Raw genomic sequence first — 23,245 nt, 5'->3', positions numbered from 1 at the left:
AAAGGTTAATGCGTGCTGGCCACGGCGATGGGCTCCCCGGAGACTTCCTCAAACTGGCGGCTGCGGCCGGCGAGGAAGTAATAGAGCACTGCGGCGATGCCGGCGCCGAAGAACCACGAGAAGTCTGCAATGTCGTGGAAGAACGGCACCAGGCCAAGGACGATGGCAATGACGGCGGCCGGGAGAAAGGCGGTGATGGCCCGCGGGTTGACCCCCTGCCGGTAGAAGTACGGCCCGGAATCCTGCTGCGTGTAGAGCGCCGGAACGTTGACGCGGGCCTTGCGGATCAGCCAGTAGTCCACCATGATGATGCCGAACAGCGGGCCGAGCAGTGCACCCAGGCCGCCCAGGAAGTACACGATCACCACCGGGTTGTTGTATAGGTTCCACGGCAGGATGACCAGGCCGATGATGGCGGAAATCAGGCTGGCCCGGGCAAAGTTGAGGTGCTTGGGGAAGAAGTTGTTCAGTGCGTAGACCGGCGCCACGAAGTTGGCCATCATGTTCACGGCGATGGTCAGCACCAGCAGGGCCAGGCTGGCCAGCACCACCAGGAGCGTGTTGGGGATGGCCTGCACGATGTCGGAGGGGCTGGAAATGATGTGGCCGTTGATCCTGAACTGTGCACCGGCCATGACCACCGCAATGACGCCAAAGAGCATCGTGTTGACCGGGATGCCCCACAGGTTGCCCCTGGCGATCGACTTACGGGACCTGGAGGCGCGGGTGAAGTCGCAGAAGTTCAGCACGAAGGTGCCGTAGATGGTCACCCAGAGCGCGGCGCCGCCAAAGATGCTGCGCCACATGGCGCCTCCCGTGAGCGGATGGCTGGTGGAGAAGGAAATGGACAGGCCGGCCTTGAAGAACATCCAGACGGCCAGTGCGATCAGCGTAAACAGGACGACCGGGCCGGCGAAAACCTCATATTTGCGGATCATGTCCATGCCGTAGCGGACGATCACCACCTGGATGACCCACAGGAAGAGGAAGGTCAACCAGCCAAGTGTTGAGAGGCCGAGGAAGGAATTGTGGTCCAATGCCCCGAATCCCGGGGCGATGGCGATGAGCATGACCCGAAGGACCAGGGTGGCCAGGTATGTCTGGATGCCGAACCAGACGATCGCCACGGCACCGCGGATGGCTGCCGGCAGCTGCGCACCCCGGATGCCGAAGGCGATCCGGCTCATGACGGGGAAGGGCACGCCCGTCTTGTGTCCCATGAAGCCGGAGTAGGTCAGCAGGAAAAACAGCAGTGCGGCGCCAATGGCCAGCGCGAGCAGGATCTGCCAGGCTCCCAGGCCCAAGGCGAACAGGCCGAGTATGAAGCCGTAGTTGCCCAGGCTGTGCACGTCGTTGGCCCAGAGTGCGAAGATGCTGTACGACGACCAGTGCCGGCCCTCTTTTTTGGTCGGGGCCAGGTCCTGGTTGTACAGGGTGGCACTGATCCGGGGCAGCCCGGGCACTTCACCGCTGGGCGGGTAGTGCAGCACGCGGTCCATGTGAGCGCGCCTGACTGTTTCATCGTGCGGCGGGGTGGCGGGTTCGATTTTCATGATGCTGGGCCAATCACTCTCGGGCGGCCTCATCGTTGAGGCCACCCTGAAAGTGTAGGCAGAATCACATTGATTCCACAAGGGGATATTACATTTTCATAATGTGAAAATCTGGACGTCTGGGTCGCCCTGCCCGGGGCGCCGGAATTACCGCGCGAGTGCCTTGACGATGTGCGGGAGCAGGGCGCGGAAGGCCTGGCCGCGGTGGCTGATGGCGTTCTTTTCCTGCGCCGTCAGTTCGGCGCACGACTTGGCCAGGCCCAGCGGCTGCAGGATGGGGTCATAGCCAAAGCCGCCGCTGCCGCGCGGTTCCGAAAGCAGGGTGCCCTCCAGGGTCCCCTCCTCCACGACGTCCAGGACGCCGTCCGGGCCGGCCAGCGCCGCGGCGCACACAAAGCGGGCGCCGCGGTGTGCGCTGTCGATGTCGGCGAGCTGGGCCAGCAGCAACTGCAGGTTGGCGGCGTCGTCCCCGTGTTTCCCGGCCCACCGGGCGGAGAAGATCCCGGGCGCGCCGCCCAGGACATCCACTGCCAGGCCGGAGTCGTCGGCAATGGCCAGGATCCCGGTGAACCTGGCCACCTCATGGGCCTTCAGCCGCGAGTTCTCCGCAAAGGTGACCCCGGTTTCCTTGACGTCCGGCGCCTGCACGGCACCGGCGTCGACCACATCCACATCAACGTCCAGGCCGGGCACCTGGCCCCGGAGCAGCTCGCGCAGCTCACCCAGCTTGCCCTGGTTGTGGGTCGCCAGGACCAGCCGCGGGCCGCTCACTTGGAGCCGAGCGTTTCGCGCTGGATCTCGGCCAGCTGGCTGGTGCCGATCAAGGCAAGGTCCAGGAGCTGGTTCAGCTCGGTCCGGTCGAACGGCGCGCCTTCGGCGGTGCCCTGGACCTCCACGAACTTGCCCGAGCCGGTCACCACCACGTTCATGTCGGTCTCGGCCCGCACGTCCTCCACGTAGGGCAGGTCCAGCATGGGGGTGCCGTCGATGATGCCAACGGAGATGGCCGAGACGGTGTCGATGAGCGGCTGGGCGTTCTTGGCGATCAACTTGTTCTCCTTGGCGTAGGCGATCGCGTCGGCCAGCGCCACGTAGGCGCCGGTGATCGCCGCGGTGCGGGTGCCGCCGTCGGCCTGCAGGACGTCGCAGTCCAGGACGATCGTGTTTTCGCCGAGCGCCTTCGTGTCGATGATGGAGCGCAGCGAGCGGCCGATGAGCCGGGAGATCTCGTGCGTGCGACCGCCGATTTTGCCCTTGACGGACTCGCGGGAGTTGCGGGTGTTGGTGGCGCGCGGCAGCATGGCGTATTCGGCCGTGACCCAGCCGGTGCCTTCGCCCTTGAGCCAGCGCGGCACGCCGGCGGTCAGCGACGCGGTGCAGAGCACGCGCGTGTTGCCGAATTCGATCAGCGCCGAGCCCTCGGCCTGCTTGGACCAGCCGCGTGTGATGGTGATGTCGCGGAGCTGGTCGTTGGTGCGCCCGTCGGCGCGCAATGTCTGCGTGGAAGTCATGCTGACAAGCCTATCGCCCGCAGGGCCCCGGCCGGTCAGCGGAACTTGTTGGCCTGCTTGAAGTTCTTCATGTCAGTGAAGAACAGTGATCCCGGCTTGATGAAGCACAGGACGATGGCGGCGATGCCGGCCAGCACCTGCAGGATCGAGAAGATCCCGGCGGGCATGTGGAGGCCGAAGAGCTGGGAGAGCGAGACCACTGCCAGCACGAGTCCGGTGATGCGCGCCCAGCCGGCACCCTTGTTGATGAACAGGGCAATGATGATGTAGACGACCACCGCCACCACGGCCGAGACGATCAGGAAGCCGATGGTCGTGGCCACCGTGACCGACACCAGGTCACGGCCGGTGGTGTTGGGCAGGTGTTGCTTTTCGATGGCCGCCTGCGCCGTGGCACGGAACGAGTCCGAGGTGGCATAGACAATGCCGAAGATGGCGGCCACGACCTGCAGGAGGGCTGCGGCCAGGATCAGCTGGAAGGCCCAGCCCACCTGCTTGGGCTTGACCGGGGCCGCCACGGCGGGCTGCTTGGACCACTCTGGGTTGTAGCTGGGCATCGGCATGTTGCTCATGGCATTGTCCTTTTGCTGGGAACGGCCTTGGCGGTCCCGCCGGTCCTGTCAAGCAACCGTCAGACGCCCCCAAGTCTTGTGCATCGGTAGCCCCGAGCCTATCGGACCCGGCCCGCCCAATCATGATCATTTGGGATGATTCTTCAGGGCCTAGATGATGTAGTGGACCCCGGCGACGGCGACGGAAACGTCGCGCGAATACACCCCCCGGGCCTCGCCCACCACGGTGTTGGGGTCGGTCCAGACCGGGATGTGCGTGAGCAGGAGCCTGCGGGCGTTGGCGCGTTCGGCTGCTTCCCCGGCCCGCTTGCCCGTCAGGTGCACGTCCTTGATGTGGTCGTCGCGGCCTTCTTCAAAGGCCGCCTCACACAGGAACAGGTGGGCATCCCGGGCGGCGTCCTCCAGTCCCGTGCAGGCGTCGGTGTCCCCCGAATAGGCAACAACGATCTCCCGGTCAACACCGGTTCCGTCATATTCGATGGTTTCCACCCGCAGGGCGTATGCCTCCGCCACGGGATGGTTTACGGGGTGCGGGGTGACCTTGAACGGGCCCACGGTGACCGGTTCCAGCGCCTGCCACGGCTGGAAGTCAAACTCCTCGCGCATGCCCGGGTCCAGTTCCAGGCCGTAGGCGGTGGCGAGCCGGTCCGCCGTCGCCTCCGGGCCCCAGACGGGGATGCGCCCGCGGTGCCAGCCGTGGGGGTTCCAGCGCACGGCCACGTGCAGCCCGCACAGGTCCATGCAGTGGTCCGGGTGCAGGTGGGAGAGGAAGATCGCGTCGATGTCCTCCAGGTCCATGTACTTTTGGACATCGCCCAGCGCCCCGCTGCCCAGGTCCAGCAGCACGCGCCAGGGCCGGGCGCCGTCGTGGGCGGTCAGCAGGTAGCAGGATGCGGATGACGACGGGCCCGGGAAGGACCCGCTGCACCCCACGATCGTCAGTTTCATGTGCGTTCCCCAGCCGCAGCTTCCGGAACGGAGAGCCTGCCCGCAGGCTGGTGCAAGACAAAATTGGACATGCGCGGGCCGGCCTGGCCGCCCGCCGCACGGGCGGCGGCGATCATGTCCGGGGTGATGCGGGCCATCGAGCCGGTGGGATAGTGCGCCGAGACATGGCTTGCCTGCTCCACGCCCCGGACCTCCGGGCCCAGGAAGCGGCGGGCCAGGACGCCGAACTGCCCGGCGTCGCCCGTGGAGAGGAAGGTGTGCGTGGGAGGGTTGTCGGAGAGCCGTTCCAGGTCGTGCCCCACCAGCGCCTTGTAGACGTCCTTGGCCGTCTCCTCGGCGCTGGAGACCAGGGTCACGCCGTCGCCCATCACGTAGGAGATCACGCCGGTGAGCAGCGGGTAGTGCGTGCAGCCCAACACCAGGGTGTCCACACGGGCCTCCCGCAGCGGGGCCAGGTAGGCCTCGGCCGTGGAGAGCAGTTCGGGGCCCGCCGTGACCCCGGATTCCACAAAGCGCACAAAGTCCGGGCAGGCCACCGAGGTGATGCACAGGTCCGGCGCCGCCGCAAAGGTATCCTCGTAGGCGCGCGAGCCCACGGTGGCCACCGTGCCGATGACACCCACGTTGCCCGTACGCGTGGCGGCAACCGCCCGGCGCACGGCGGGCTGGATGACTTCGATGACGGGGATGCCGTAGCGGGCCGTGTAGCGTTCCCGGGCGTCGCGCAGCACCGCGGCGGAGGCGGAGTTGCAGGCAATGACCAGCAGCTTCACGCCGGCGTCCACGAGTTCGTCCATGACGCCCAGGGCGTTGGCCCGGACCTCGGCGATGGGCAGCGGGCCGTAGGGTCCGTTGGCGGTGTCGCCCACGTACAGGATGGATTCGTTGGGGAGCTGGTCGATGACGGCGCGGGCCACGGTCAGTCCGCCCACCCCCGAGTCGAAAATGCCGATGGCGCGGTCTGCCAGGGGCTGCGCGGCACCAGGCAGGGCTGTGGTCAGGGGTCCCCGGGGCAATGTGCTCATGATCGTTTCAGAATAGATGCCAAAGCCGACGGCCGGGTACTTTTGCTCGCGTCTGTTTTGTCACAGCGCCCCCAGCCCGGCACTTATTTGCTGCCCTTCAGCCCCGCCAGCATGGCCTGGACCAGGCTTTCCTGCAGCCACGAAACAAAGTTGTAGACCAGCGAAAGGTAGCTCTCCACGTCCTCCGCCTCGCCCCAGTCCTGCACCTGGTGCACCCGCTCGGCGTCGTCCTCGTCCTTGATTTCCAGCCGTTGCGCCAGGACCAGCCGGACGTCGTTCAGGGCCCGGGACCACAGCCGGGCCGCCTCGGCATCCAGGACCAGTTTGTCCTTCTCCAGGTCCAGGGTGGCCGCCCGCAGGGCGCCAATCTTCGTTTCCCGCAGGGAACGCTCGGTGAGCTGGCGGAACTCGAGGGAGGCTTCGGCGTCGTCCTTCACGGCGTCCGGCAGGAGGCGCAGGAGGGCGGGGTCGGTGGGGACGGTGACGTCCATGTCCAGTCCGATGAGTGCCGCGAGCGGGTCCTCGTGGGCGGGCCGGGACGGTTCGAGCATGGTGATGATGTCCGCGAAAAGCTTGCGCAGGAGGTCGCGCTCGGCCGGTTCGAGGAATCCGGTGACGCCGCGGCGGCCGGCATTGAAGGCCTTAGCCACGTCCGCCGCCTTTCTGGACCGTGGCCCACAGGCCGAATCCGTGCATGGCCACCGCGTGGGCCTCCATTTTTTCCTTGGCACCGTGTGCCACGGCCGATTTCCCCTCGGTATGGACCTGCATCATCAATTCAGCGGCCTTTGCTTCGGAATAGCCAAAATAGCTTTGAAATACGTAACTGACGTAGCTCATCAAATTCACGGGGTCGTTCCAGACAATCAGCTCCCAGGGAATGTCAGGGGAAGTGAGTTCGTGTGTGGATTGGTCCCGATCAGTTTCCGGGGCTGTGCTGACACTCATGTGACCATTCTAGTGTTGCGCCACTAAAGTGAATTCCGTGACTTATGCATCAAGCTGGGGACAGCCCCGCACGTCCCTGTTCACGGACCACTACGAGCTCACCATGCTCCAGGCCGCCCTGCATTCCGGTTCCGCCCACCGCCGCAGCGTGTTCGAGGCGTTCGCGCGCAGGCTCCCGGACGGGCGCCGTTACGGGGTTGTGGCCGGGACCGGCCGGTTCCTGGAGGGGCTGGCGGCGTTCCGTTTTGGCGCCCGGGAGCTGGACTTCCTGGCGCAGAACAAGGTGGTCAATGACGAGACGCTGGCGTGGCTGGCCGATTTTTCCTTCTCCGGCAATGTCTACGGTTACGCAGAGGGCGAACTGTACTTTCCGAATTCCCCCATCCTGACCATCGAGTCCACCTTTGCCGAGGCCTGCATCCTGGAGACGTACGTGCTCTCGACGCTGAACCACGACTCCGCGATAGCCTCCGCCGCCTCGCGCATGATCACCGCCGCCGGCTCCCGCCCCTGCATCGAGATGGGCTCCCGGCGCACGCACGAGGAATCCGCCGTGGCCGCCTCCCGCGCGGCCGTGATCGCCGGCTTCCACAGCACCTCCAACCTCGAGTGCGGGCTGCGTTACGGCGTCCTGACCCAGGGCACCGCCGCCCACTCGTTCACCCTGCTGCACGACTCGGAGGACGACGCCTTCCGCGCCCAGGTCCAGTCCATGGGCGCCGGCACCACCCTCCTCGTTGACACGTACGACGTCGAAGCGGCCGTCCGCAGGGCAGTGGCCATTGCGGGCCCCGCCTTGGGCGGCGTGCGGCTGGACTCCGGGGATCTCCTTGCCCAGGCCCACGACGTCCGCGCGCTGCTCGATTCGCTGGGCAACGTCAACACGCGCATCACCGTCACCTCCGACCTGGACGAGTTTGCCATCGCGGCTCTCGCCGCCGCGCCGGTGGATTCCTACGGCGTGGGCACCTCCCTGGTGACCGGCTCCGGCGCGCCGACGGCCTCCATGGTCTACAAGCTGGTCTCCCGCGAAGGCAATGACGGCAAATTTGTCCCGGTGGCGAAGGCCGCCAAGAACAAGGCGAGCGTGGGTGGCAAGAAGTTTGCCCTGCGCCGCCTCAATGAGCGCGGGCTGGCCACCGCCGAGATGGTGGGGATCGGCGACTTGCCGGGGAACGACGGCAACGACCGCCCGCTGGTGCAGGAGTTCATGCACGACGGCGTGCTGGCGCCCGGCTGGACCGGCGCGGAAGGCGTCCGCCGGGCCACCGAACGCCACGCCGCGTCCATGGCGGAACTGCCCGGAGCCGCGCGCCGGCTCCAGCGCGGCGAGCCCGTCATCCCCACCGAATTCATCCAGCCCTCCACCGTACGGAACTAAAGGAGCAACGCATGGCCAAGGCACTGATCATCGTGGACGTGCAGAACGATTTCTGCGAAGGCGGCTCGCTCGCCGTGGAAGGCGGGGCCGATCTCGCCTCGGAGATCAGCGAGCTCATCTCCGAATCGCGCGATTTTGACTTCATCGTGGCCACCCAGGACTGGCACATCGACCCGGGCAGCCACTTCTCCGACACCCCGGACTTCCGCACCAGCTGGCCGGTGCACTGCGTGGCCGGTTCCAAGGGCGCCGCCCTCCACCGCAACCTGGACACCGAGGACATCGACGCCTATTTCCGGAAGGGCAAATACCACGCCGGCTATTCCGGCTTTGACGGCCTGCTGGCCCCGGAAGACGAGGTCATGGTCGGTGAACGCGAGGCCCATGAGCCTGCCGACCCGGAGGCCGCCGGGGCGGATGTCAGCCTGGACGACTGGCTCCGCGAGAACGATGTCGATGACGTGGTGGTGGTGGGCCTCGCCACCGACTTCTGCGTCCGCGCCACCGCCCTGGATGCCATCAACGCCGGCTACGGCACCACGGTGCTGCGCGACTACGTTGCCGGGGTGGATGCGGACGCCAGCGAAGAGGCCCTCCAGGAACTCGCCGAAGCCGGCGTCGAGGTCAAATAGCCCGGCTGCTCGAGCAGCGAGCCCGGTGTTCGCGATCCGGGACCCGGACCGCACCGAGTCCAACCAAGCGTCGATCCCTCCACCGGATGCCATGTCGAGTGCGTTGTCCACAATCCCGCTTACGCCCCTCGAAGGTTGATCGGCAGGGACCGAGAATGTGAACATGCCACATGTCCATATCTTCAAATGCCATGACATCTTGAAATGCAATGACATCTTGAAATGCAATGACTGTTCGTACTCCGTCGGCAGTAGGTGGGACTTGGAGCGCCGGCTTTTCCAGGACAACTCCGGGGAGGGTGCCACCTACACGCGACGTCGCAGACCCGTCGTCTTGGTGTGGGCCCATGAAACCGAACGTGCCGACGCCGCATACGCCCTGGAAAAACAGATTCAAGGCTGGGGCAGGGCCAAGCGCGAAGCCTTGGTTGAGGGTCGTGTTGCGGACCTGCCCGCATTGTCCCAGGCCAAGTCCCGGCAAGCGGACCCCTGTCTGACCACGCTGGAACCAACCGGGTCTCGACGCGCTCGCAGAGCTCGCTGTTCGAGCACCGGCGGCCGTTATTTGCGGCCGACGAACCAGTCCTGGAGCTTTTTCAGGCGCTGCTGCAGTTGCGGTTCGTTGGCCTGGGCCACCGCCGGTCCCCCGCAAATGCGCCGCAGCTCGCTGTGCACCATGCCGTGCGGCATGCCGGAGCGGGCACTCCAGGCGGAAACGTTCTTGGCCAGTTCGTGGCGCAGGTCCATGAGCATCCGGTGGTCCACCACAGCGGGGGCTTCCGCCTGCGGTGCCGCTGCGGCCTTGCCCCTGCGCCGCGTCTGCTGGTCCGCTTGGCGCTGGCGCAGCAGCACCCCCACCTGTTCAGCGTCGAGCAGTCCGGGGATGCCGAGGAAGTCCAGTTCGTCGTCGGAGCCGATTTCCCCGCCGGCGCCGAATTCGCCGCCGTCGAACAACACCTTGTCAAAGGACGCCTGTGACTCGAGTGCCTCGAACTTGAATTTCTCCAGCGTGTCCGAGGCCTTCTCCTCGCGGTTGGCCTCCTCCATCTCGTCATCGGTGATGAACCCGTCCGGGTCCTTGTCCGGCCGGTCCAGGGCGTGGTCGCGCTCCAGCTCCAGCTGGTTGGCCAGTTCCATCAGGTTCGGCACGGAGGGCAGGAACACCGATGCCGTCTCCCCGCGCCGGCGGGCACGCACAAAGCGGCCGATCGCCTGGGCAAAAAACAGCGGCGTGGCGGTGGAGGTGGCATACACGCCCACGGCCAGGCGCGGCACGTCCACGCCTTCGGACACCATGCGCACGGCCACCATCCAGCGCTTCTCGCCGGCGGAAAACGAGTCAATCTTGTCGGAAGCCTTCGCGTCGTCGGAGAGGATGACGGTGGGCGATTCCCCCGTGATCTTCTTCAGCTGCCCGGCGTAGGCCCGCGCGTCCTCGTGGTCGGTGGCAATGACCAGGCCGCCGGCGTCGGGCACGGCGCGGCGGACCTCGGTAAGGCGTTTGTCCGCGGCGGCCAGGACGGCCGGGATCCACTCACCGGCCGGGTTCAGCGCCGTGCGCCAGGCCTGCGAAGTGATGTCCTTGGTGACGGGCGCGCCCAGGGTGGCGGCCATTTCCTCGCCGGCACTGGTTCGCCAGCGCATCTGGCCGGAGTAGGCCATGAACATGACGGGGCGCACCACATGGTCCTTCAGGGCCTCCCCGTACCCGTACGTGTAGTCGGCCTTGGAGCGCCGGATGCCGTCACGGTCCTGGGCGTATTCCACGAACGGGATGGGTGCCGTGTCGGAGCGGAACGGGGTGCCGGTCAACGCCAGCCGCCGCGTGGCCGGGTCGAAGGCCTCGCGGATGCCGTCCCCCCAGGACAGGGCGTCCCCGCCGTGGTGGATCTCATCCATGATCACCAGCGTGCGGGCGGCTTCGGTCTTGGCCCGGTGCAGCAGCGGCTTGCTCGCCACCTGTGCGTAAGTGACGGCGACGCCGATGAAGCCCCTGCCATGGCGGCCGTCGGCGTTTTTGAAGTTGGGATCGATCGAGATGCCCACCTTGGCCGCGGCATCCGCCCACTGGCGCTTGAGGTGGTCGGTGGGGGTGACGATCGTGACCCTGTTGATGGTGCCGCGCGCAATCAGTTGTGTGGCGATGTGGAGGGCGAAGGTGGTCTTGCCGGCGCCGGGCGTGGCCACGGCGAGAAAGTCCCTGGGTGCTTCGGCGAAGTACTTCTCCATCGCCTCGGACTGCCAGGCGCGCAGCTTCTGTGCCGTGCCCCAGGCTGCCCGTTCCGGGTAGGCGGGAGGCAGCGACGGGCCCCCAAACAAAGTTTCCGTCACGATTTCCCCGCCATCAAATCACTTCTTCCATGGGCATCCCCGTTATCCGGGCACGCCAAATCTAGGCACGGAACCGCACCTTTGGAACTGCTGTTGTTGCTGTTACTTCTTGGGATTCTTCGGGCCCTTGCCCTTGCCTCCGGCGGGGCTCATGCCCTCATAAATGGCCTTGCATTCGGGGCAGACGGGGAACTTGTGGGGGTCCCGGCCCGGTGTCCAGACCTTGCCGCAAAGGGCCACCACGGGTTCGCCGGTCATGGCGGACTCCATGATCTTTTCCTTGCGCACATAGTGCGAGAACCGTTCGCTGTCGCCCGGCTCCACCTCCTGGCGGAGTTCCTCACGTTCAATGACAGCCGTGGAACCGCCGGTATGGCCGGGGCCGTGCATGGGGTCGTTTTCGAAGGGATCTGGTGGCAAGCTCATGGAAACCATTCTAGCCTCTCCACCCCTGCGGCACGCCCAAGCCCCGGCCCCGCCCACGGCCCCCGTCTAGAGACCTTGCCAGGCCGGCTTGTTCGCAAAGGCGTGCCGGTACGATGCGGCACCGGCCAGCTTGGCTGCCGCAACCTCGTCGACCAGGATGGTCGCGTGCGGGTGGAACTGCAGCACGGAGGCCGGGCAGGCGGCGGAGACCGGGCCCTCGACAAAGTCCCGGACGGCCTGTGCCTTGCCCGCGCCACAGGCGACAAGGACCACGTGGCGGGCGTCCATAATGGTGCCCAGGCCCTGCGTCACCACGTGGTGCGGGACCTGGTCGATGTTCTCAAAGAACCGGGCATTGTCCTGGCGTGTCTGGTCCGCGAGGGTCTTGATGCGCGTGCGGGACGCCAGCGAGGAACCTGGCTCGTTGAAGCCGATGTGCCCGTTGGTGCCGACGCCGAGGATCTGCAGGTCCACGCCTCCGGCTGCCCGCATGGCCTCCTCATAGGCGAGGCAGGCAGCGGCAATGTCCACAGCCGTGCCGTCGGGGCCGTGCACGTTTTCCGGGGCCACGTCCACCCGGTTGGTAAATTCCCGGCGGATCACCTCACGGTAGGACTCGGGATGGCCGGCGGGCAGGCCCACATACTCATCCAGGGCAAATCCGCGGGCCTGGGTGAAGCTCAGGCCCTCCTCATCGTGGCGGCGGGCCAGTTCGTCATAGACAGGCAGCGGGGAGGATCCGGTGGCCAGTCCGAGGACGGCGGCAGGCTTGTTCCGGACCAGGTTCTCGATGGCGTCCGCGGCAAGCGCGCCAATTTCCTTGCTGCTGGGGAGGATGATGACCTCCATGAAACACGATCCTTTCAGGGCACCGGCGTGCCGGCGGGTGGGAGTGCGTGGAGCCACCTTGGCGGACAGGAACGCCCCGCCCGCCCGGACGCGGCTGCATCGGGGCGGACAGGGCGTCTACGCCGGACAAGGGTGTTCGCTGGAACCAACCTTATCGAGTGTCAGCGATCAGCCGAAACGGCAAGCAGCAGTTCGGGCGCGCGGCGGTCGTAAATCCGGGCCCCGATCCGGATGCCGGCCAGCACGAACACGGCCCCCAGGACGATGCCGCACGTCAGGGACATCCAGCCGAACACGGGCTGCCTGGTGGCCATCGCGACGACGGCCAGGACAATTTCGGGGAGCAGCAGGACGCCGACACCGGCAAAGCCGGCCATCTGGATGAGCATGGCGGAAAAGTTGTTGCCGGGCTTGGATTTCAAGGGGCTGTCACCCGGCAGCGGCGCGTTCATGGTGAAGCGGGCGGAAAAGACGCTGGCCAGGCCCAGCCCGCTGCCAACCACCCCGACGGTCAGGCCCAGCACGGCTGGCAGGAGCGCCCACGTACCGGCCATCCCCGCCCCCACAACTGCGTACAGGAGGCCGAGCGGGAGCGCCAGGCAGGCTGCCGCCATCGCACGGCCGGCACGGTCGGCCGTCCCGGAAACGCCGGCGGCCAGGTGCAGCGCAAAGGCGGTGTTGTCGTAGGAAATGTCGGAGGAGATGCTCCACACCACCAGGAATGCGGCAAGCACCCCGCCCAGCCCCAGGGTCAGGCCCAGGGTCCCAATCCCCCCGGTCCGGGAGCCGGCAAAGACAAACACCAGTGGCAGGAGCGGCGCAATGACCAGGCCTGCGCTGTAGCGCGGATCCCGAAGCCAGTACGTCAGGCTGCGGGCGGCAACGGCGCCGGCAGGCGTTGGCGGAAACAGCCTGAAAAAGCCCATGTTGCCGGCACTGCGTCCGGAGTTTCCTGCATAGGCGGGCGTTACCAAGGCCTTCGCCAGGCAGGCCTTCCACATCCAGGCCAGGGCGGCAGTGGCCGCCAGGGCAATGGCCAGCTTCGCGCCGGCCAGGCCCCAACGGTCCGCCGCCACCTCAGCAGGGACGGCCCAGACCGCGCCCAGCGGGGTCCATGACAGGGTGTTGGCGAGCGAGGGCAAATACGCCTGGAGGTCCTTGACGCCGGCCGTGACACCGGCGATGATCGGGCCGAGAAAGAGCAGGGGCACCAGCAGGACCACGCCGCTGAGGTCCTTGAACCTGCGGGAGGACGCCAGGCTGGCGCTGGCCGCAGTCATGGCACGGGACGCGACAACGCATGTCAGGGCGGCGAGTGCCCCGCACAGGACCGCCGCACCGGCGGCCACGGGCTGCCGCCACCAGGCGGCGGCCGTGCCAACGGAGGCCAGCAGCGTGATGGCCCCCGGAATGCCGATGAAGCCGGACAGCGCCAGCCCGGCCAGCAGCGACGTCATGGGAACCGAATAGGTGGTGAACCGCGCAGGGTCCAGCGTCATGTCCAGCCCGGCGGCCACCACGGGAATGATCAGCCAGCCCAGGAACAGGGCCGAGCCCGCCAGGACAATGACGACCCCGATCGTCCCGGGACCCTGCGTGCCCAGGACGGCGAGGCCCACCAGCACCATGCCCAACACGCCCAGCCCATACAGGGCGCCGATCGCCAGCCCAATAAGCTGCATGGGGCTGCGGCGCAGCGAGTTGCGCAGCAGCGCCAGCTTCAGCCTTAGGAGGTGCGCAACCACGCCAGCCCCGTCCCCTGGTTCCTGCCACCGACCAGCTCCACGAACCTGTCCTCCAGGCTCAGCCCGCCGCGGACCTGCTCCACTGTGCCCGCGGCGAGGACGTTCCCGCCGGCGATGACGGCCACGTGGCCGCACATGCGCTGGACCAGGTCCATGACATGGCTGGAGACAATCACCGTGCCGCCCGAATCGACGTAGCCGTGCAGGATGTCGCGGATGTTGGCCGCAGAGACCGGGTCAACGGACTCGAACGGCTCGTCAAGGACCAGCAGCCGCGGCGCGTGGATCAGCGCGGCAGCCAAGGCAATCTTCTTGGTCATCCCTGCTGAGTAGTCAACCACCAGCGTCCCGGCGTCCTTGGCCAGGTCGAGGGTTGCCAGCAGGTCCGCGACGCGCCCGGCCACGGTGTCCTTGTCCATGCCGCGCAACAGCCCGGCGTAGGTGACCAGCTGTTCGCCCGTGAGCCGGTCGAACAGGCGGACGCCGTCGGGCAGCAGGCCCATGAGGCGCTTCGCCTCCAGTGGGCGGCCCCACACCTCGACCCCGTGCACCCACACCTGGCCGGCGTCCGGGCGCAGGAGCCCTGTGGCCATGGAAAGCGTGGTGGTCTTGCCGGCCCCGTTGGGCCCCACCAGACCGTAAAAGGACCCCGCGGGAACGTCCAGGTTGATGGCGTCGACTGCCACCTTGGTGCCGAAGCGCTTGACGAGGCCCCGGATGGCCAGGGCCGGTGGCCGTTGGGCGGCTGCCGCGGGCTCCGTCAGGTGCGGCGCAATCTCAGTCATGGCGCCACACTAACAAGCCAGGGCCGCCGGGATCGCCATCCGAAAGGATGAATTCCGCCAGGTCCGGGGCGGCACCCGGCGGCCTTTGGTGCGCCGGGTCTAGAACAGGGCCCGGGCCAGGGCCTGGCGTGAGGCTGAGACCCGCGGGTCCGCGGCGCCCACCACCTCGTAAAGTTCGAGCAGGCGCAGGCGGACGGTGTCCCGTTCCGGCCCGAAGTGGAGGGAAATGAACTTCACCAGCCGGGCGAGCCCGTCCTCCACATGGCCCCCCGTGACGTCCAGGTCGGCGATGGCCAGCTGTGCCTCGACATCGTCCGGGTCCCCCGCGGCCCGTGTGCGAAGGGCGTCGGCCTGGGCCGCGTCCAGACCGGCCGTACGGCGCATGAGGTGGACCTGCGCCAGCCCCACCTTCGCGTCGGCGTCGTTCGGCTTCTCCGCCAGTGCCTTTTCGTAGGCTGCCTCCGCGGTGGCCAGGTCCCCCGCCTCGATGGCGTCGAAGGCGGCCTGGTGCAGGGGCGGCAGCGGCGGGGCCTCCGCCGCGGCAGGTTCGGGGGCGCCACCGAGGTTTCCGGTGACCCCATTGGTGGCTGCCACCTTCAACAATTCGTCCAGGAAGTTCTTGATCTGCTCCTCCGGCAGATCACCCTCAAACAAAGGCACGGGCTGGCCGTTGATCAACGCCACGACCGTTGGAATGGCCGCAACGCCAAACGCCTGGGCGATCCCGGGGCTCGTGTCGGCATCCACGCGGCCCAGCGCAATCTTGCCGGCATAGTCGTTCATGAGCTTTTCCAGCACACCGTTCAGGACGGCCGACTGGTTGGAGCGGCTGGAGCCCAGGGACACCACCACGGGCACCTTTTGGGACAGGCCCACGAACTCCTGGAAGCTTTGTTCGTTGACATCAACTGCGTAGGGGGACCCGCCGCGGTTACCGCCTGCCGGTGCCGTGGCACGGTTTTTCAGGGCGGAGAGGTCGACGGCGCCGCGCAGGTTGGCGCCGGAGGGCGGTACGGCAGGCATGGAACTGTTTTGGCTCATGGACCCACTCTAACGTTGCGGCGCCCGCGGCGTTTTGGAATCACGCCGCGGGCGAAACTGACGGTACAGCCCGGTTACTTGAACTTGGCCCCCACCAGGCTGCGGTTGGCGGAGACAATGCTGATCTGCCCCTTGGCCGACGCCGGCGGAATGTACATGACCACCGGCTCGCCGTACTGCAGCACGAAGCCCGTGGTGGTGGTCGTGCCGCCGGCAAAGACCGCCGCGTCCGGGCCAATGGTCAGGGTTGCCTCCGCCTTTGACGTTGCATCAATGCCGAAGGTGTAGCCCACCACCACCATGGCGCCGCCGTCGGCCGTGCGCATGGCCAGCGCCGACTTCAGGTCCGGTGTATGGCTGAAGACGTAGCTGGCGTCCTTGGCTTCCTTGAGCACATTCGCCTGCGTGCTGAGCACGCTCGGGATGTACACGGTGTCCTTGAACGTGGACTTCCACTTGCTGTCCGCCTTCGTCAACCGGTCACTGAGTGCGGCAATGGCGGCCTTCGGGCTCATCTGCAGCCCGGTGGCCGAATCCAGCGGAACACCGGCGGCGCCCTCCTTGTCGACCTGCGGGAACGTCTGTCCTGGCAGCAGCGGCGAAGCGTTGACCAGCTTGTAGTTGTCACGGGGGCCGGCCTGGACGAGGGTCAGCAGCTGGGGCAGGGCGTTGCCGTCCCCCTGCGTGACAAAAATGGCTGAACGCGGCCACGACGAGTCCGTCGTCACAACCCGGGCCAGCAGCCGGGTGCCTTGGACCGGGTCCGGGGCCGCCTGCGTGGACACCTTGGACCGGATCTTGTAGTTGGCCGCCCGGACCTGCAGCGCCATTCCGGCGACGCGGGACTGAAGTTCCTTGGCGTTCTTGGCACTGTCGCCCGAGGCCACCACCGTGGACACGGCCGCGGCGATCCGCTGCACCTGGCTGTCCAGGAGCACGGGGAGCCCGACGGTTGCCCCTTCCGTGGCCGAGGCGCTGGCCGTTGACGACGCCGAGGGGCCGGCCGCGGGCGTGGTGGGGTCGGCCGCCATGGCCGGCCCGACGGTTCCTGCCACCAGGACGGTGGCAACGGCAGCCCCCCAGCGCAGCCTCACCGGCGATATGCGCCGGTCCTGAGGACGTACGACGGCGGCCGGCCCGGCCGTGAACTCCTTCTTCCCTGCCCCGGGCTTGCCTTTTGCGCCGCCCTTCGCGTTGTTTTTGGTCTTGTTGCCGGTGCCGGTCTTGGCAGTGCCCTTGGCACCTTTCCCGTTATTGTCCTTGGCGCCACCCTTGGCCGTGCCGGTCGTGGCCCCCTTCGCGGCCCCGCTGCCGGGGCCTCCTGCGACCGCGTTGTCCGCCGAGGGGGATCCCCCGGCCGGAGGCTGTTGTGCGGCAGCTCCGGAACCAGCGGGGGTGCCTGCGTCGCCGCCGTCGTTCCGGTCCCTGTTCCCGCCCGTGGGCTTGACTGCCTCATTGCCGCCGTCGGAGGCGGCGTCGGCACCGTCCGGCTTCTCATCACCGGAAGCGCTGGCGGCCGGCGCCGTGCCGGGAAGCGGGATGGCCGTGGTTGCCGCGGCACCCGTGCCGCGCCTACCTCCCAGGACTGCCCCCGGCAGTGCAGTGGCGTGGTCCGTGCCCGCCTCCGTGCCGGGAGTGGCCGCCGGGGCGGCTGCGCCGTCGACCGGGACCGCGGCTTCGTTGCGGCGCGCGGCGCGGCGGGCATCGGCGATCGTCGCCGGCTTTGGCTCCCGCGCCCGGGCAGCCTGTTCGCGGGCTGCCAGGATCTTCTCCACCTCCATCGTGCCGGTTGCGGCATCGGACGGGGCCCGGCCCGCGGCCCGGCGCCCGGCCACGGCGGCCTGCGGCCTGCGCGGTGCGATGAAGAACAGCAGTGCAGCCAGCGCCAGCAGCGCCGAGCCGATGATCATCAACGGCACCGCCCAGGGGGTCCCGGCGTCGTTGTCCGTGGTGAGCGAAATGTCGGTGGGGGCCGGCGCCGTGCCGTCCGAGGACAGGAGCAGGGCCCAGTCTCCGTGGCCCGGAGCCTGCCAGGTGTAGCTCAGCTCGCCGGTGGCCTTTTCCTCACTGACCCACATGTCCGAGCCTGCCGGGTTCGGAACCTTGGCATCGCCGGCGACACCCTTGGCGGCCAGCGCCGTGAAGTCGCTGTTCACGCCCGTAATGTCGGTGTGCGCGGCCTTGCCCACCCAGCCGCTGATGTCCCGCTGCTGGCCAACGGCCAGTTGGATGGGGCCCTTGGCCTTAATGGTCATCGTGAAGTTGCCGTCCTTGGCGTTAAGCACGTCGGGGCCGATCACGGTCAGGGGCGCAGGCGCAACACTGCCCTGGACGCTGGCCGTGATCGTGGCCGGCGGGAGCCAGATGGTGCGCTGGCCGATCCCCAAACCGAGGACCACCAGGCCCAAAATGACCAGGACAACTGCAATCTTGGAACGCAAATACATACCTAACATCGGCGGAAAACTACTAAGATCGTTGGTTCAAGGGTAACCGAAACGTTATCTTTGGCCCCGTTTTGCGAGGAAACTCTCATCCCCGGCACCGCCCCGGACGGCAACCGGCACGGCTTGGCGCACCCCGTCCGGGCGGCGGAAATGGCCATCCCGGGCAACCTGTCGCTGATACTGTCGACTCACCATGAACAACCGGGCTTTGGCGAGGCCTGACACTCCCGAACACGAAGGCAGCATCCCTTGAGTTCTTCCCATGAATCCGACGCACCTGGACCGGATCCCTCCGGCAACCATGCCTCCCTGAGGAACGACGCCGGCCCGGAACCGGAGGCTGCGGGCGCCCCCCGGGTGCCTTCCCCGGCAGACGGGGCGTCCCCGCGCGCCGGCAACGGCACTGAAAGCAACGGGCCCGCCAGCCCCGGGCCCGCCACGGCTAACCGCACCGCTCCCGACGGAACACCGACGGGAGGCCGGGGCGGGGCGCCCGGGCCGGAGCCGGCGTCGTCCGTCCCCGCAGCGGGTCCGGCAGCCCCGGGATGGCGCGCCTGGCTGGCCCAGAGGGTCCGGCAGCCGCTTCCGGGCGCACAGCCGCGCGTGCGCTTCGCGCTGCCGTCCGAAACGGCCGGGGCCGGTGTCGAAACCGAAGCCGGTTCCGCGCTGTCCCCGACCGCCGGCATGTTCCGCCACCCCATCTATTTTGGCTTCATGGGCACGGTGGGTGTGGGAATTGCGCTGTTCCTGAACTACATCATGGCCAACACCTCCCAGCTGCTGCTGTGGATTGTCACGGCCCTGTTCATTGCGCTGGGACTGGACCCCGTGGTGCGGTGGCTGGAGATGCGGAAGGTGCCCCGGCCGCTGGGCATTGTGCTGGCGCTGGTGGTCCTCCTCGGCCTGGTCGCCATCTTCTTCGCCACGCTGATCCCCACGATTGTCGACCAGACAACGCAGCTTGTAGTCAAGGCGCCCGGCTGGATCAATGAGTTCCTCAGCTCGGACCTGTTCCACCAACTGGACGTGCAGTACCACGTGGTGGACACCATCAATGCCCAGGTGGCCAAGTTCTTCCAAAACGCGCAGACCGTCGGCGGCATCTTTGGCGGCGTGGTGGGTGTTGGCAGCACCATCGCCAACGGCCTGTTCGGCACCTTGATCGTGCTGGTCCTGAGCCTCTATTTCCTGGCGTCGCTGCCGTCCATGAAGAAGTGGGGCTACCGCCTGGCGCCACGGTCGAAACGGGCCCGTGTGGAGGAGCTCAGCGAGGAAATCACCCGCGGCGTGGGCAACTACGTGATCGGCCAGGTTTGCGTTGCGGTGCTCAATGCCGTGTTCGCCTTCATCGTCATGAGCATCCTGCACGTCCCCTTCAGCGTCCTGCTGGCCTTCGTGGTGGCGCTCCTTGCTTTCATTCCGCTGGTGGGCGGCATGCTGGCGGCCGTCGTGGTGATCGCCGTCAGCCTGACGGCCGGGTGGCAGACGGCCGTCATTTACGCCATCTGCTATTTTGCCTACCTGCAGTTCGAGGCCTACTTCATCTCCCCGCGCATCATGCAGAAGGCCGTGGCCGTGCCGGGCGCCGTCGCCGTCATTTCCGTCATTGCCGGGGGCAGCCTGCTGGGCGTTCTGGGCGCACTCATTGCCATTCCGACCGCCGCGGCCGTCATGCTGCTGGTCAAGGAAGTGTTCATCATCCGGCAGGACAAGATGTAGCGGCCTGCGTGTCCCGCCGCGCTGCCCGGCCGCCCTGTCGGGTGGACGCCGCGGCGGCTGCCGCCTATCCCGCGGGCGCGGCGGCCACCGGCCCCTGCCACGCGGCGGGCAGTTCCACGCTGCGCCCCAAGACCGTCGAGGCCATCTCGGTCAGCACCCGCACCACATATTTTTCCCCGACCCACAGGTGCTTTGCGCCGTCGACGGCCACCATCCGGGCCTGCGGGACCAGTGCGAACCGCTCCCGCGCGGCCTCCGGCTGCAGGTAGTCGTCAAACTCGGGCACCAGCACGGCCAGCGGCTTGCCGAAGGCAGCCCAGGCTGCCAGGTCCGCGTCCCCGGCCCGGTGCAGCGGCGGGGAAAGCAGCACGGCGCCCTCCACCTGGGAGGCCGCCGGCTCCAGCGCGCCGTACTTGAGCACCAGTTCGGTGCCAAAGGACCAGCCCACGAGCCACCGGTTCGGCAGCCCGCGGTCCACGGCAAACTGCACCGCCGCTTCCAGGTCCAGCCGTTCCCCCACACCGTCGTCAAATGCGCCGCCGCTGGTGCCTCGCGGCGACGACGTGCCGCGGGTGTTAAACCTCAACACGGCAATCCCGGCCATCGCCGGCAGGCGGTACGACGCCTTCTTGTAGACGTGCGAGTCCATGAAGCCGCCGTGGGTGGGCAGCGGGTGCAGCGTGATGAGCGTGGCCCGGACCACGCCGTCGGCCGGCAGCGCGAGCTCCCCGACCAGGGTGAGCCCGTCCGCCGTCGTCAGTCCAATGTTTTCGCGCAGGGCGGGCAGCACCGTGGATGCACGGACCGCAACGGGTGCGCCGGGGGTGGAAAAGTCAGGGGTTGCCGGGTCAAGTGCCATGCCTACCAGCCTATCTGTAACGGTAGCTGCGGCCCCGCCAACAGTTGGTGTGCCAGTGCCGGCGGTCGCGCAGCCCGGCTTCCGCGCCAAACAGGGCATCTTCCTGCCACACCACCAGGTGCGCCACGCCCGGCTGGACGGGGTGGTTGCAGCCCGGGCAGGTGTACACCTTCTGCGCGTTGCGGGCCGTGATGGTGCGCACCGCCCACTCGCCGTCCGGCGCCGATTCCCGCTCGGGGATGCCCAGCCGCGCCCGGTCCAGGTCCAGTTCTTCGTCCGCCGCCGCGCCCTTCCCGCCCGCTGCCCGCCCCAAGCTGGACGTTCGACGGCGTCGCGGATGGTTTGAGCGGGGCATGCCACCATTGTGCCGCACGGGTGCCTGCCGCACCCAACCAGGCCGCCGGCCCACACCGCTGCCACCGGCGAAGACCCGCTATTGTGGAGGGCGTGCGTTTAGTGATTGCCAAGTGCTCCGTCGACTACGTCGGACGCCTCAAAGCCCATCTTCCCCTGGCCATCCGGCTGCTGCTGGTCAAGGCCGACGGATCCGTGCTGGTCCACTCCGACGGCGGTTCCTACAAGCCGCTGAACTGGATGAGCCCGCCGGCCACGCTGCGCACGGTGCTGCCCACCGACGCCGAGTTGGAGGACGGCGTGGTGGAACAGTGGGTGGTGCAGTCCACCAAGGCGGACGACAAGCTCATCATCAACATCCACGAGCACATCCACGAGTCCAGCCACGACCTTGGCACCGACCCCGGACTGATCAAGGATGGTGTCGAGGCGGACCTGCAACGGCTGCTGGCGGCCCAGATCGAGCTCCTGGGCAGCGGCTTCACGCTGGTGCGCCGGGAGTACTTCACGGCCATCGGGCCGGTGGACATCCTGGCGCGGGACGCCCAGGGCGCCGCCGTGGCCATCGAGCTCAAGCGCCGGGGCGACATCGACGGTGTCGAACAGCTCACCCGGTACCTCGAACTGCTCAACCGGGATCCGCTGCTGGCACCCGTGCGCGGCATCTTCGCCGCCCAGCAGATCAAGCCGCAGGCGCGCGTGCTCGCCGAGGACCGGGGCATTGAGTGCCTGACCCTGGACTATGACGCCATGCGCGGGGTGGACGACAGCGCCTCGCGGCTCTTTTAGCAGCCGCGCCTCCCCGGCGGCGGCAGGCGCCGCCCCCCAACGCGCCGCTGGCTAGACTTGACGCATGAGCGAACCCACTGACGCGGCCCAGCCCGCCAAGACCCTGATCCACGGTCCCGTCCACACCGACCACGGACTGGTGGAGGACGGTCTGCTGGCGGTGGAGGGGGAACGGATCGCCTATGCGGGCCGGGCCGACCACTTCGACGAACCCGGCTTTGAGCCCGCCGGGCTGGACCCGGCCAACATCATCACCCTGCCCGCCGGGCAGCGCCTCATCCCGGGCCTCGTGGACGTCCACAACCACGGCGGCAACGGCGGCGACTTCCCCAGCGGCGACGAGGCATCGGCCCGCACCGCCGTGGACTTCCTGCACCGTGCCGGCACCACGACGCTGCTGGCCAGCCTGGTCACCGCGGCGCCGAAGGACCTTCTCAAGGGCATCGGCATCTACGCGAAAATGACCGCTGAAGGGCTGCTCGCCGGCATCCACCTGGAAGGCCCCTTCCTCTCCCACGCCCGCTGCGGCGCACAGAACCCCGATTTCCTGCTCGAGCCGGACCTGGAGCTGACGGCCGCGTTGATCGAGGCCGGCGAGGGCACCATCGCCACCATGACCTACGCACCCGAACTGGCCGGCGCCGCCGACCTCGTGGACCTGCTGACCGCCCACGGCATCACCCCGTCGGTGGGCCACTCCGACTGCGACACCGCGACGGCGGCCGAATCCCTCGCCCAGGCCCGCGAAGGCCTCGGCTCCACCGGCTTCGACGGCGTTTCCGGCCGTCCCACAGTGACCCACCTTTTCAACGGAATGCCTCCCATGCACCACCGCTCCCCCGGCCCCGTCGCCGCCTGCCTGCGCGCTGCGAAGGCCGGCCACGCCGCCGTGGAGCTGGTGGCCGACAACACCCACCTGGACCCGGAGACCGTCAACACCGTGTTTGCGCTGGTGGGTGCCGCCAACATCCTGCTGGTCACCGATTCCATGGCGGCCGCGGGGCTCGCCGACGGGCAGTACATGCTGGGCCCTTCGCCCGTCACGGTCAAGGACGGCGTGGCCACCCTTGACGCCACCGGCTCGATCGCCGGCGGCACGGCAACCCTGCTTGACGTGGTGCGCCGCACCGTGGGTGCCGGTGTCAAGTTCACGGATGCGCTCCGCTCCGCCACCGCGGTTCCCGCCGAAGTGCTGGGCCTGACCGATGAGGTGGGCTCCCTGCGCCGCGGCCTGCGCGCCGACGCCCTGGTGGTGGACGAATCCCTGGCATTGCAGCACGTGATGCGTGCCGGCAAGTGGTTGAATTAGTTACTTTCCAGGTAATGATTG

General features: G+C 67.8%; 22 protein-coding genes and 1 pseudogene. 6 read left to right on the top strand and 17 right to left on the bottom strand.

Annotation, left to right across the window (positions count from 1 at the left end; translation table 11 throughout):
• Positions 1-5: 5 nt before the first annotated feature.
• The 8 genes from G6035_RS09495 to clpS all read right to left on the bottom strand — a co-directional run bounded on the left by G6035_RS09495 (position 6) and on the right by clpS (position 6,557).
• Positions 6-1,499: an NCS1 family nucleobase:cation symporter-1 gene (locus G6035_RS09495; RefSeq protein WP_176616848.1), complete on the bottom strand. Its 1,494-nt coding sequence runs from the start codon at positions 1,497-1,499 to the stop codon at positions 6-8.
• A 201-nt stretch (positions 1,500-1,700) separates the two neighbouring features.
• Positions 1,701-2,324, bottom strand: coding sequence for an RdgB/HAM1 family non-canonical purine NTP pyrophosphatase (gene rdgB / locus G6035_RS09490; protein ID WP_176616840.1), 624 nt, complete (start codon positions 2,322-2,324; stop codon positions 1,701-1,703).
• Positions 2,321-3,064, bottom strand: a complete 744-nt coding sequence (gene rph / locus G6035_RS09485; RefSeq protein WP_305144521.1) for a ribonuclease PH — start codon at positions 3,062-3,064, stop codon at positions 2,321-2,323. The genes rdgB and rph overlap by 4 nt, the downstream gene beginning before the upstream one ends.
• A gap of 35 nt (positions 3,065-3,099) precedes the next feature.
• Positions 3,100-3,636: a hypothetical protein gene (locus G6035_RS09480; protein WP_176616839.1), complete on the bottom strand. Its 537-nt coding sequence runs from the start codon at positions 3,634-3,636 to the stop codon at positions 3,100-3,102.
• Between the two features lie 150 nt (positions 3,637-3,786).
• Positions 3,787-4,584 (bottom strand): MBL fold metallo-hydrolase, encoded by a 798-nt coding sequence (locus G6035_RS09475; RefSeq protein ID WP_176616838.1) that lies wholly within the window; start codon positions 4,582-4,584, stop codon positions 3,787-3,789.
• Entirely contained in the window at positions 4,581-5,609 is a 1,029-nt protein-coding gene (murI, locus tag G6035_RS09470; RefSeq protein WP_176616837.1) for a glutamate racemase, read from the bottom strand. Before murI ends, G6035_RS09475 begins: the two co-directional genes overlap by 4 nt.
• Positions 5,610-5,692: 83 nt before the next feature.
• Positions 5,693-6,259, bottom strand: a complete 567-nt coding sequence (locus G6035_RS09465) for a DUF2017 domain-containing protein (protein WP_176616836.1) — start codon at positions 6,257-6,259, stop codon at positions 5,693-5,695.
• Positions 6,252-6,557: an ATP-dependent Clp protease adapter ClpS gene (gene clpS / locus G6035_RS09460; protein ID WP_176616835.1), complete on the bottom strand. Its 306-nt coding sequence runs from the start codon at positions 6,555-6,557 to the stop codon at positions 6,252-6,254. The genes G6035_RS09465 and clpS overlap by 8 nt, the downstream gene beginning before the upstream one ends.
• A gap of 37 nt (positions 6,558-6,594) precedes the next feature.
• On the opposite strand from clpS, the gene G6035_RS09455 reads away from it, so the two are divergent.
• The 3 genes and pseudogenes from G6035_RS09455 to G6035_RS09445 all read left to right on the top strand — a co-directional run.
• Complete coding sequence (locus tag G6035_RS09455; RefSeq protein ID WP_176616834.1) at positions 6,595-7,938, top strand: nicotinate phosphoribosyltransferase; 1,344 nt, start codon at positions 6,595-6,597, stop codon at positions 7,936-7,938.
• A gap of 11 nt (positions 7,939-7,949) precedes the next feature.
• Complete coding sequence (locus G6035_RS09450) at positions 7,950-8,570, top strand: isochorismatase family protein (RefSeq protein ID WP_176616833.1); 621 nt, start codon at positions 7,950-7,952, stop codon at positions 8,568-8,570.
• Between the two features lie 163 nt (positions 8,571-8,733).
• A pseudogene (locus tag G6035_RS09445) lies at positions 8,734-8,973 on the top strand (GIY-YIG nuclease family protein); the annotation flags it as partial.
• Between the two features lie 158 nt (positions 8,974-9,131).
• On the opposite strand, the gene G6035_RS09440 reads toward G6035_RS09445, so the two are convergent.
• The 7 genes from G6035_RS09440 to G6035_RS09410 all read right to left on the bottom strand — a co-directional run bounded on the left by G6035_RS09440 (position 9,132) and on the right by G6035_RS09410 (position 18,188).
• Positions 9,132-10,901: a DEAD/DEAH box helicase gene (locus G6035_RS09440; protein ID WP_176616832.1), complete on the bottom strand. Its 1,770-nt coding sequence runs from the start codon at positions 10,899-10,901 to the stop codon at positions 9,132-9,134.
• A gap of 102 nt (positions 10,902-11,003) precedes the next feature.
• The gene (locus tag G6035_RS09435) at positions 11,004-11,336 is read right to left on the bottom strand and encodes a DUF3039 domain-containing protein (protein WP_176616831.1); all 333 of its coding nucleotides are present in this window, start codon (positions 11,334-11,336) and stop codon (positions 11,004-11,006) included.
• Positions 11,337-11,393: 57 nt separating this feature from the next.
• Positions 11,394-12,176: a glucosamine-6-phosphate deaminase gene (gene nagB / locus G6035_RS09430; RefSeq protein ID WP_176616830.1), complete on the bottom strand. Its 783-nt coding sequence runs from the start codon at positions 12,174-12,176 to the stop codon at positions 11,394-11,396.
• 161 nt (positions 12,177-12,337) lie between these two features.
• Positions 12,338-13,921: a transporter gene (locus tag G6035_RS09425; protein WP_176616829.1), complete on the bottom strand. Its 1,584-nt coding sequence runs from the start codon at positions 13,919-13,921 to the stop codon at positions 12,338-12,340.
• Positions 13,903-14,706, bottom strand: a complete 804-nt coding sequence (locus G6035_RS09420; protein ID WP_176616828.1) for an ABC transporter ATP-binding protein — start codon at positions 14,704-14,706, stop codon at positions 13,903-13,905. Before G6035_RS09420 ends, G6035_RS09425 begins: the two co-directional genes overlap by 19 nt.
• Before the next feature lie 99 nt (positions 14,707-14,805).
• Positions 14,806-15,747 (bottom strand): tetratricopeptide repeat protein, encoded by a 942-nt coding sequence (locus tag G6035_RS09415; protein WP_176616827.1) that lies wholly within the window; start codon positions 15,745-15,747, stop codon positions 14,806-14,808.
• Between the two features lie 74 nt (positions 15,748-15,821).
• Positions 15,822-18,188 carry a hypothetical protein gene (locus tag G6035_RS09410; RefSeq protein ID WP_176616826.1) on the bottom strand — a complete coding sequence of 789 codons (2,367 nt, stop codon included), beginning with the start codon at positions 18,186-18,188 and terminating at the stop codon, positions 15,822-15,824.
• Between the two features lie 255 nt (positions 18,189-18,443).
• On the opposite strand from G6035_RS09410, the gene G6035_RS09405 reads away from it, so the two are divergent.
• The gene (locus tag G6035_RS09405) at positions 18,444-19,913 is read left to right on the top strand and encodes an AI-2E family transporter (protein WP_371130941.1); all 1,470 of its coding nucleotides are present in this window, start codon (positions 18,444-18,446) and stop codon (positions 19,911-19,913) included.
• 64 nt (positions 19,914-19,977) lie between these two features.
• On the opposite strand, the gene G6035_RS09400 is transcribed toward G6035_RS09405, so the two are convergent.
• Positions 19,978-20,772, bottom strand: a complete 795-nt coding sequence (locus tag G6035_RS09400) for an alpha/beta hydrolase (RefSeq protein WP_176616825.1) — start codon at positions 20,770-20,772, stop codon at positions 19,978-19,980.
• A gap of 10 nt (positions 20,773-20,782) precedes the next feature.
• On the bottom strand, positions 20,783-21,127 hold the full coding sequence (locus tag G6035_RS09395; RefSeq protein WP_176616824.1) for an ATP/GTP-binding protein: 345 nt from the start codon (positions 21,125-21,127) through the stop codon (positions 20,783-20,785).
• 92 nt (positions 21,128-21,219) lie between these two features.
• Here G6035_RS09395 and nucS point away from each other — a divergent pair, with 92 nt between their 5' ends.
• On the top strand, positions 21,220-21,915 hold the full coding sequence (nucS, locus tag G6035_RS09390; RefSeq protein WP_176616823.1) for an endonuclease NucS: 696 nt from the start codon (positions 21,220-21,222) through the stop codon (positions 21,913-21,915).
• A gap of 64 nt (positions 21,916-21,979) precedes the next feature.
• Positions 21,980-23,224, top strand: a complete 1,245-nt coding sequence (locus tag G6035_RS09385; RefSeq protein WP_176616822.1) for an N-acetylglucosamine-6-phosphate deacetylase — start codon at positions 21,980-21,982, stop codon at positions 23,222-23,224.
• Positions 23,225-23,245 lie beyond the last annotated feature (21 nt).

It is taken from the genome of Arthrobacter sp. SDTb3-6 (assembly GCF_013376095.1).
In the GTDB taxonomy this organism is placed as follows: domain Bacteria; phylum Actinomycetota; class Actinomycetes; order Actinomycetales; family Micrococcaceae; genus Specibacter.
The sequence above is the reverse complement of the archived record's forward strand: the minus strand, read 5'-3'. Positions and strand labels throughout refer to the sequence as shown.

What these genes read in the sequence shown, in the direction of transcription:
- rph (WP_305144521.1), bottom strand. Translation starts at nt 3,064, where the DNA reads ATGACTTCCACGCAGACATTGCGCGCCGACGGGCGCACCAACGACCAG.
- G6035_RS09450 (WP_176616833.1), top strand. Translation starts at nt 7,950, where the DNA reads ATGGCCAAGGCACTGATCATCGTGGACGTGCAGAACGATTTCTGCGAA.
- G6035_RS09400 (WP_176616825.1), bottom strand. Translation starts at nt 20,772, where the DNA reads ATGGCACTTGACCCGGCAACCCCTGACTTTTCCACCCCCGGCGCACCC.
- clpS (WP_176616835.1), bottom strand. Translation starts at nt 6,557, where the DNA reads ATGAGTGTCAGCACAGCCCCGGAAACTGATCGGGACCAATCCACACAC.
- G6035_RS09480 (WP_176616839.1), bottom strand. Translation starts at nt 3,636, where the DNA reads ATGAGCAACATGCCGATGCCCAGCTACAACCCAGAGTGGTCCAAGCAG.
- G6035_RS09385 (WP_176616822.1), top strand. Translation starts at nt 21,980, where the DNA reads ATGAGCGAACCCACTGACGCGGCCCAGCCCGCCAAGACCCTGATCCAC.
- G6035_RS09435 (WP_176616831.1), bottom strand. Translation starts at nt 11,336, where the DNA reads ATGGTTTCCATGAGCTTGCCACCAGATCCCTTCGAAAACGACCCCATG.
- G6035_RS09415 (WP_176616827.1), bottom strand. Translation starts at nt 15,747, where the DNA reads ATGAGCCAAAACAGTTCCATGCCTGCCGTACCGCCCTCCGGCGCCAAC.
- nagB (WP_176616830.1), bottom strand. Translation starts at nt 12,176, where the DNA reads ATGGAGGTCATCATCCTCCCCAGCAGCAAGGAAATTGGCGCGCTTGCC.
- G6035_RS09420 (WP_176616828.1), bottom strand. Translation starts at nt 14,706, where the DNA reads ATGACTGAGATTGCGCCGCACCTGACGGAGCCCGCGGCAGCCGCCCAA.
- G6035_RS09495 (WP_176616848.1), bottom strand. Translation starts at nt 1,499, where the DNA reads ATGGACCGCGTGCTGCACTACCCGCCCAGCGGTGAAGTGCCCGGGCTG.
- murI (WP_176616837.1), bottom strand. Translation starts at nt 5,609, where the DNA reads ATGAGCACATTGCCCCGGGGACCCCTGACCACAGCCCTGCCTGGTGCC.
- G6035_RS09395 (WP_176616824.1), bottom strand. Translation starts at nt 21,127, where the DNA reads ATGCCCCGCTCAAACCATCCGCGACGCCGTCGAACGTCCAGCTTGGGG.
- G6035_RS09475 (WP_176616838.1), bottom strand. Translation starts at nt 4,584, where the DNA reads ATGAAACTGACGATCGTGGGGTGCAGCGGGTCCTTCCCGGGCCCGTCG.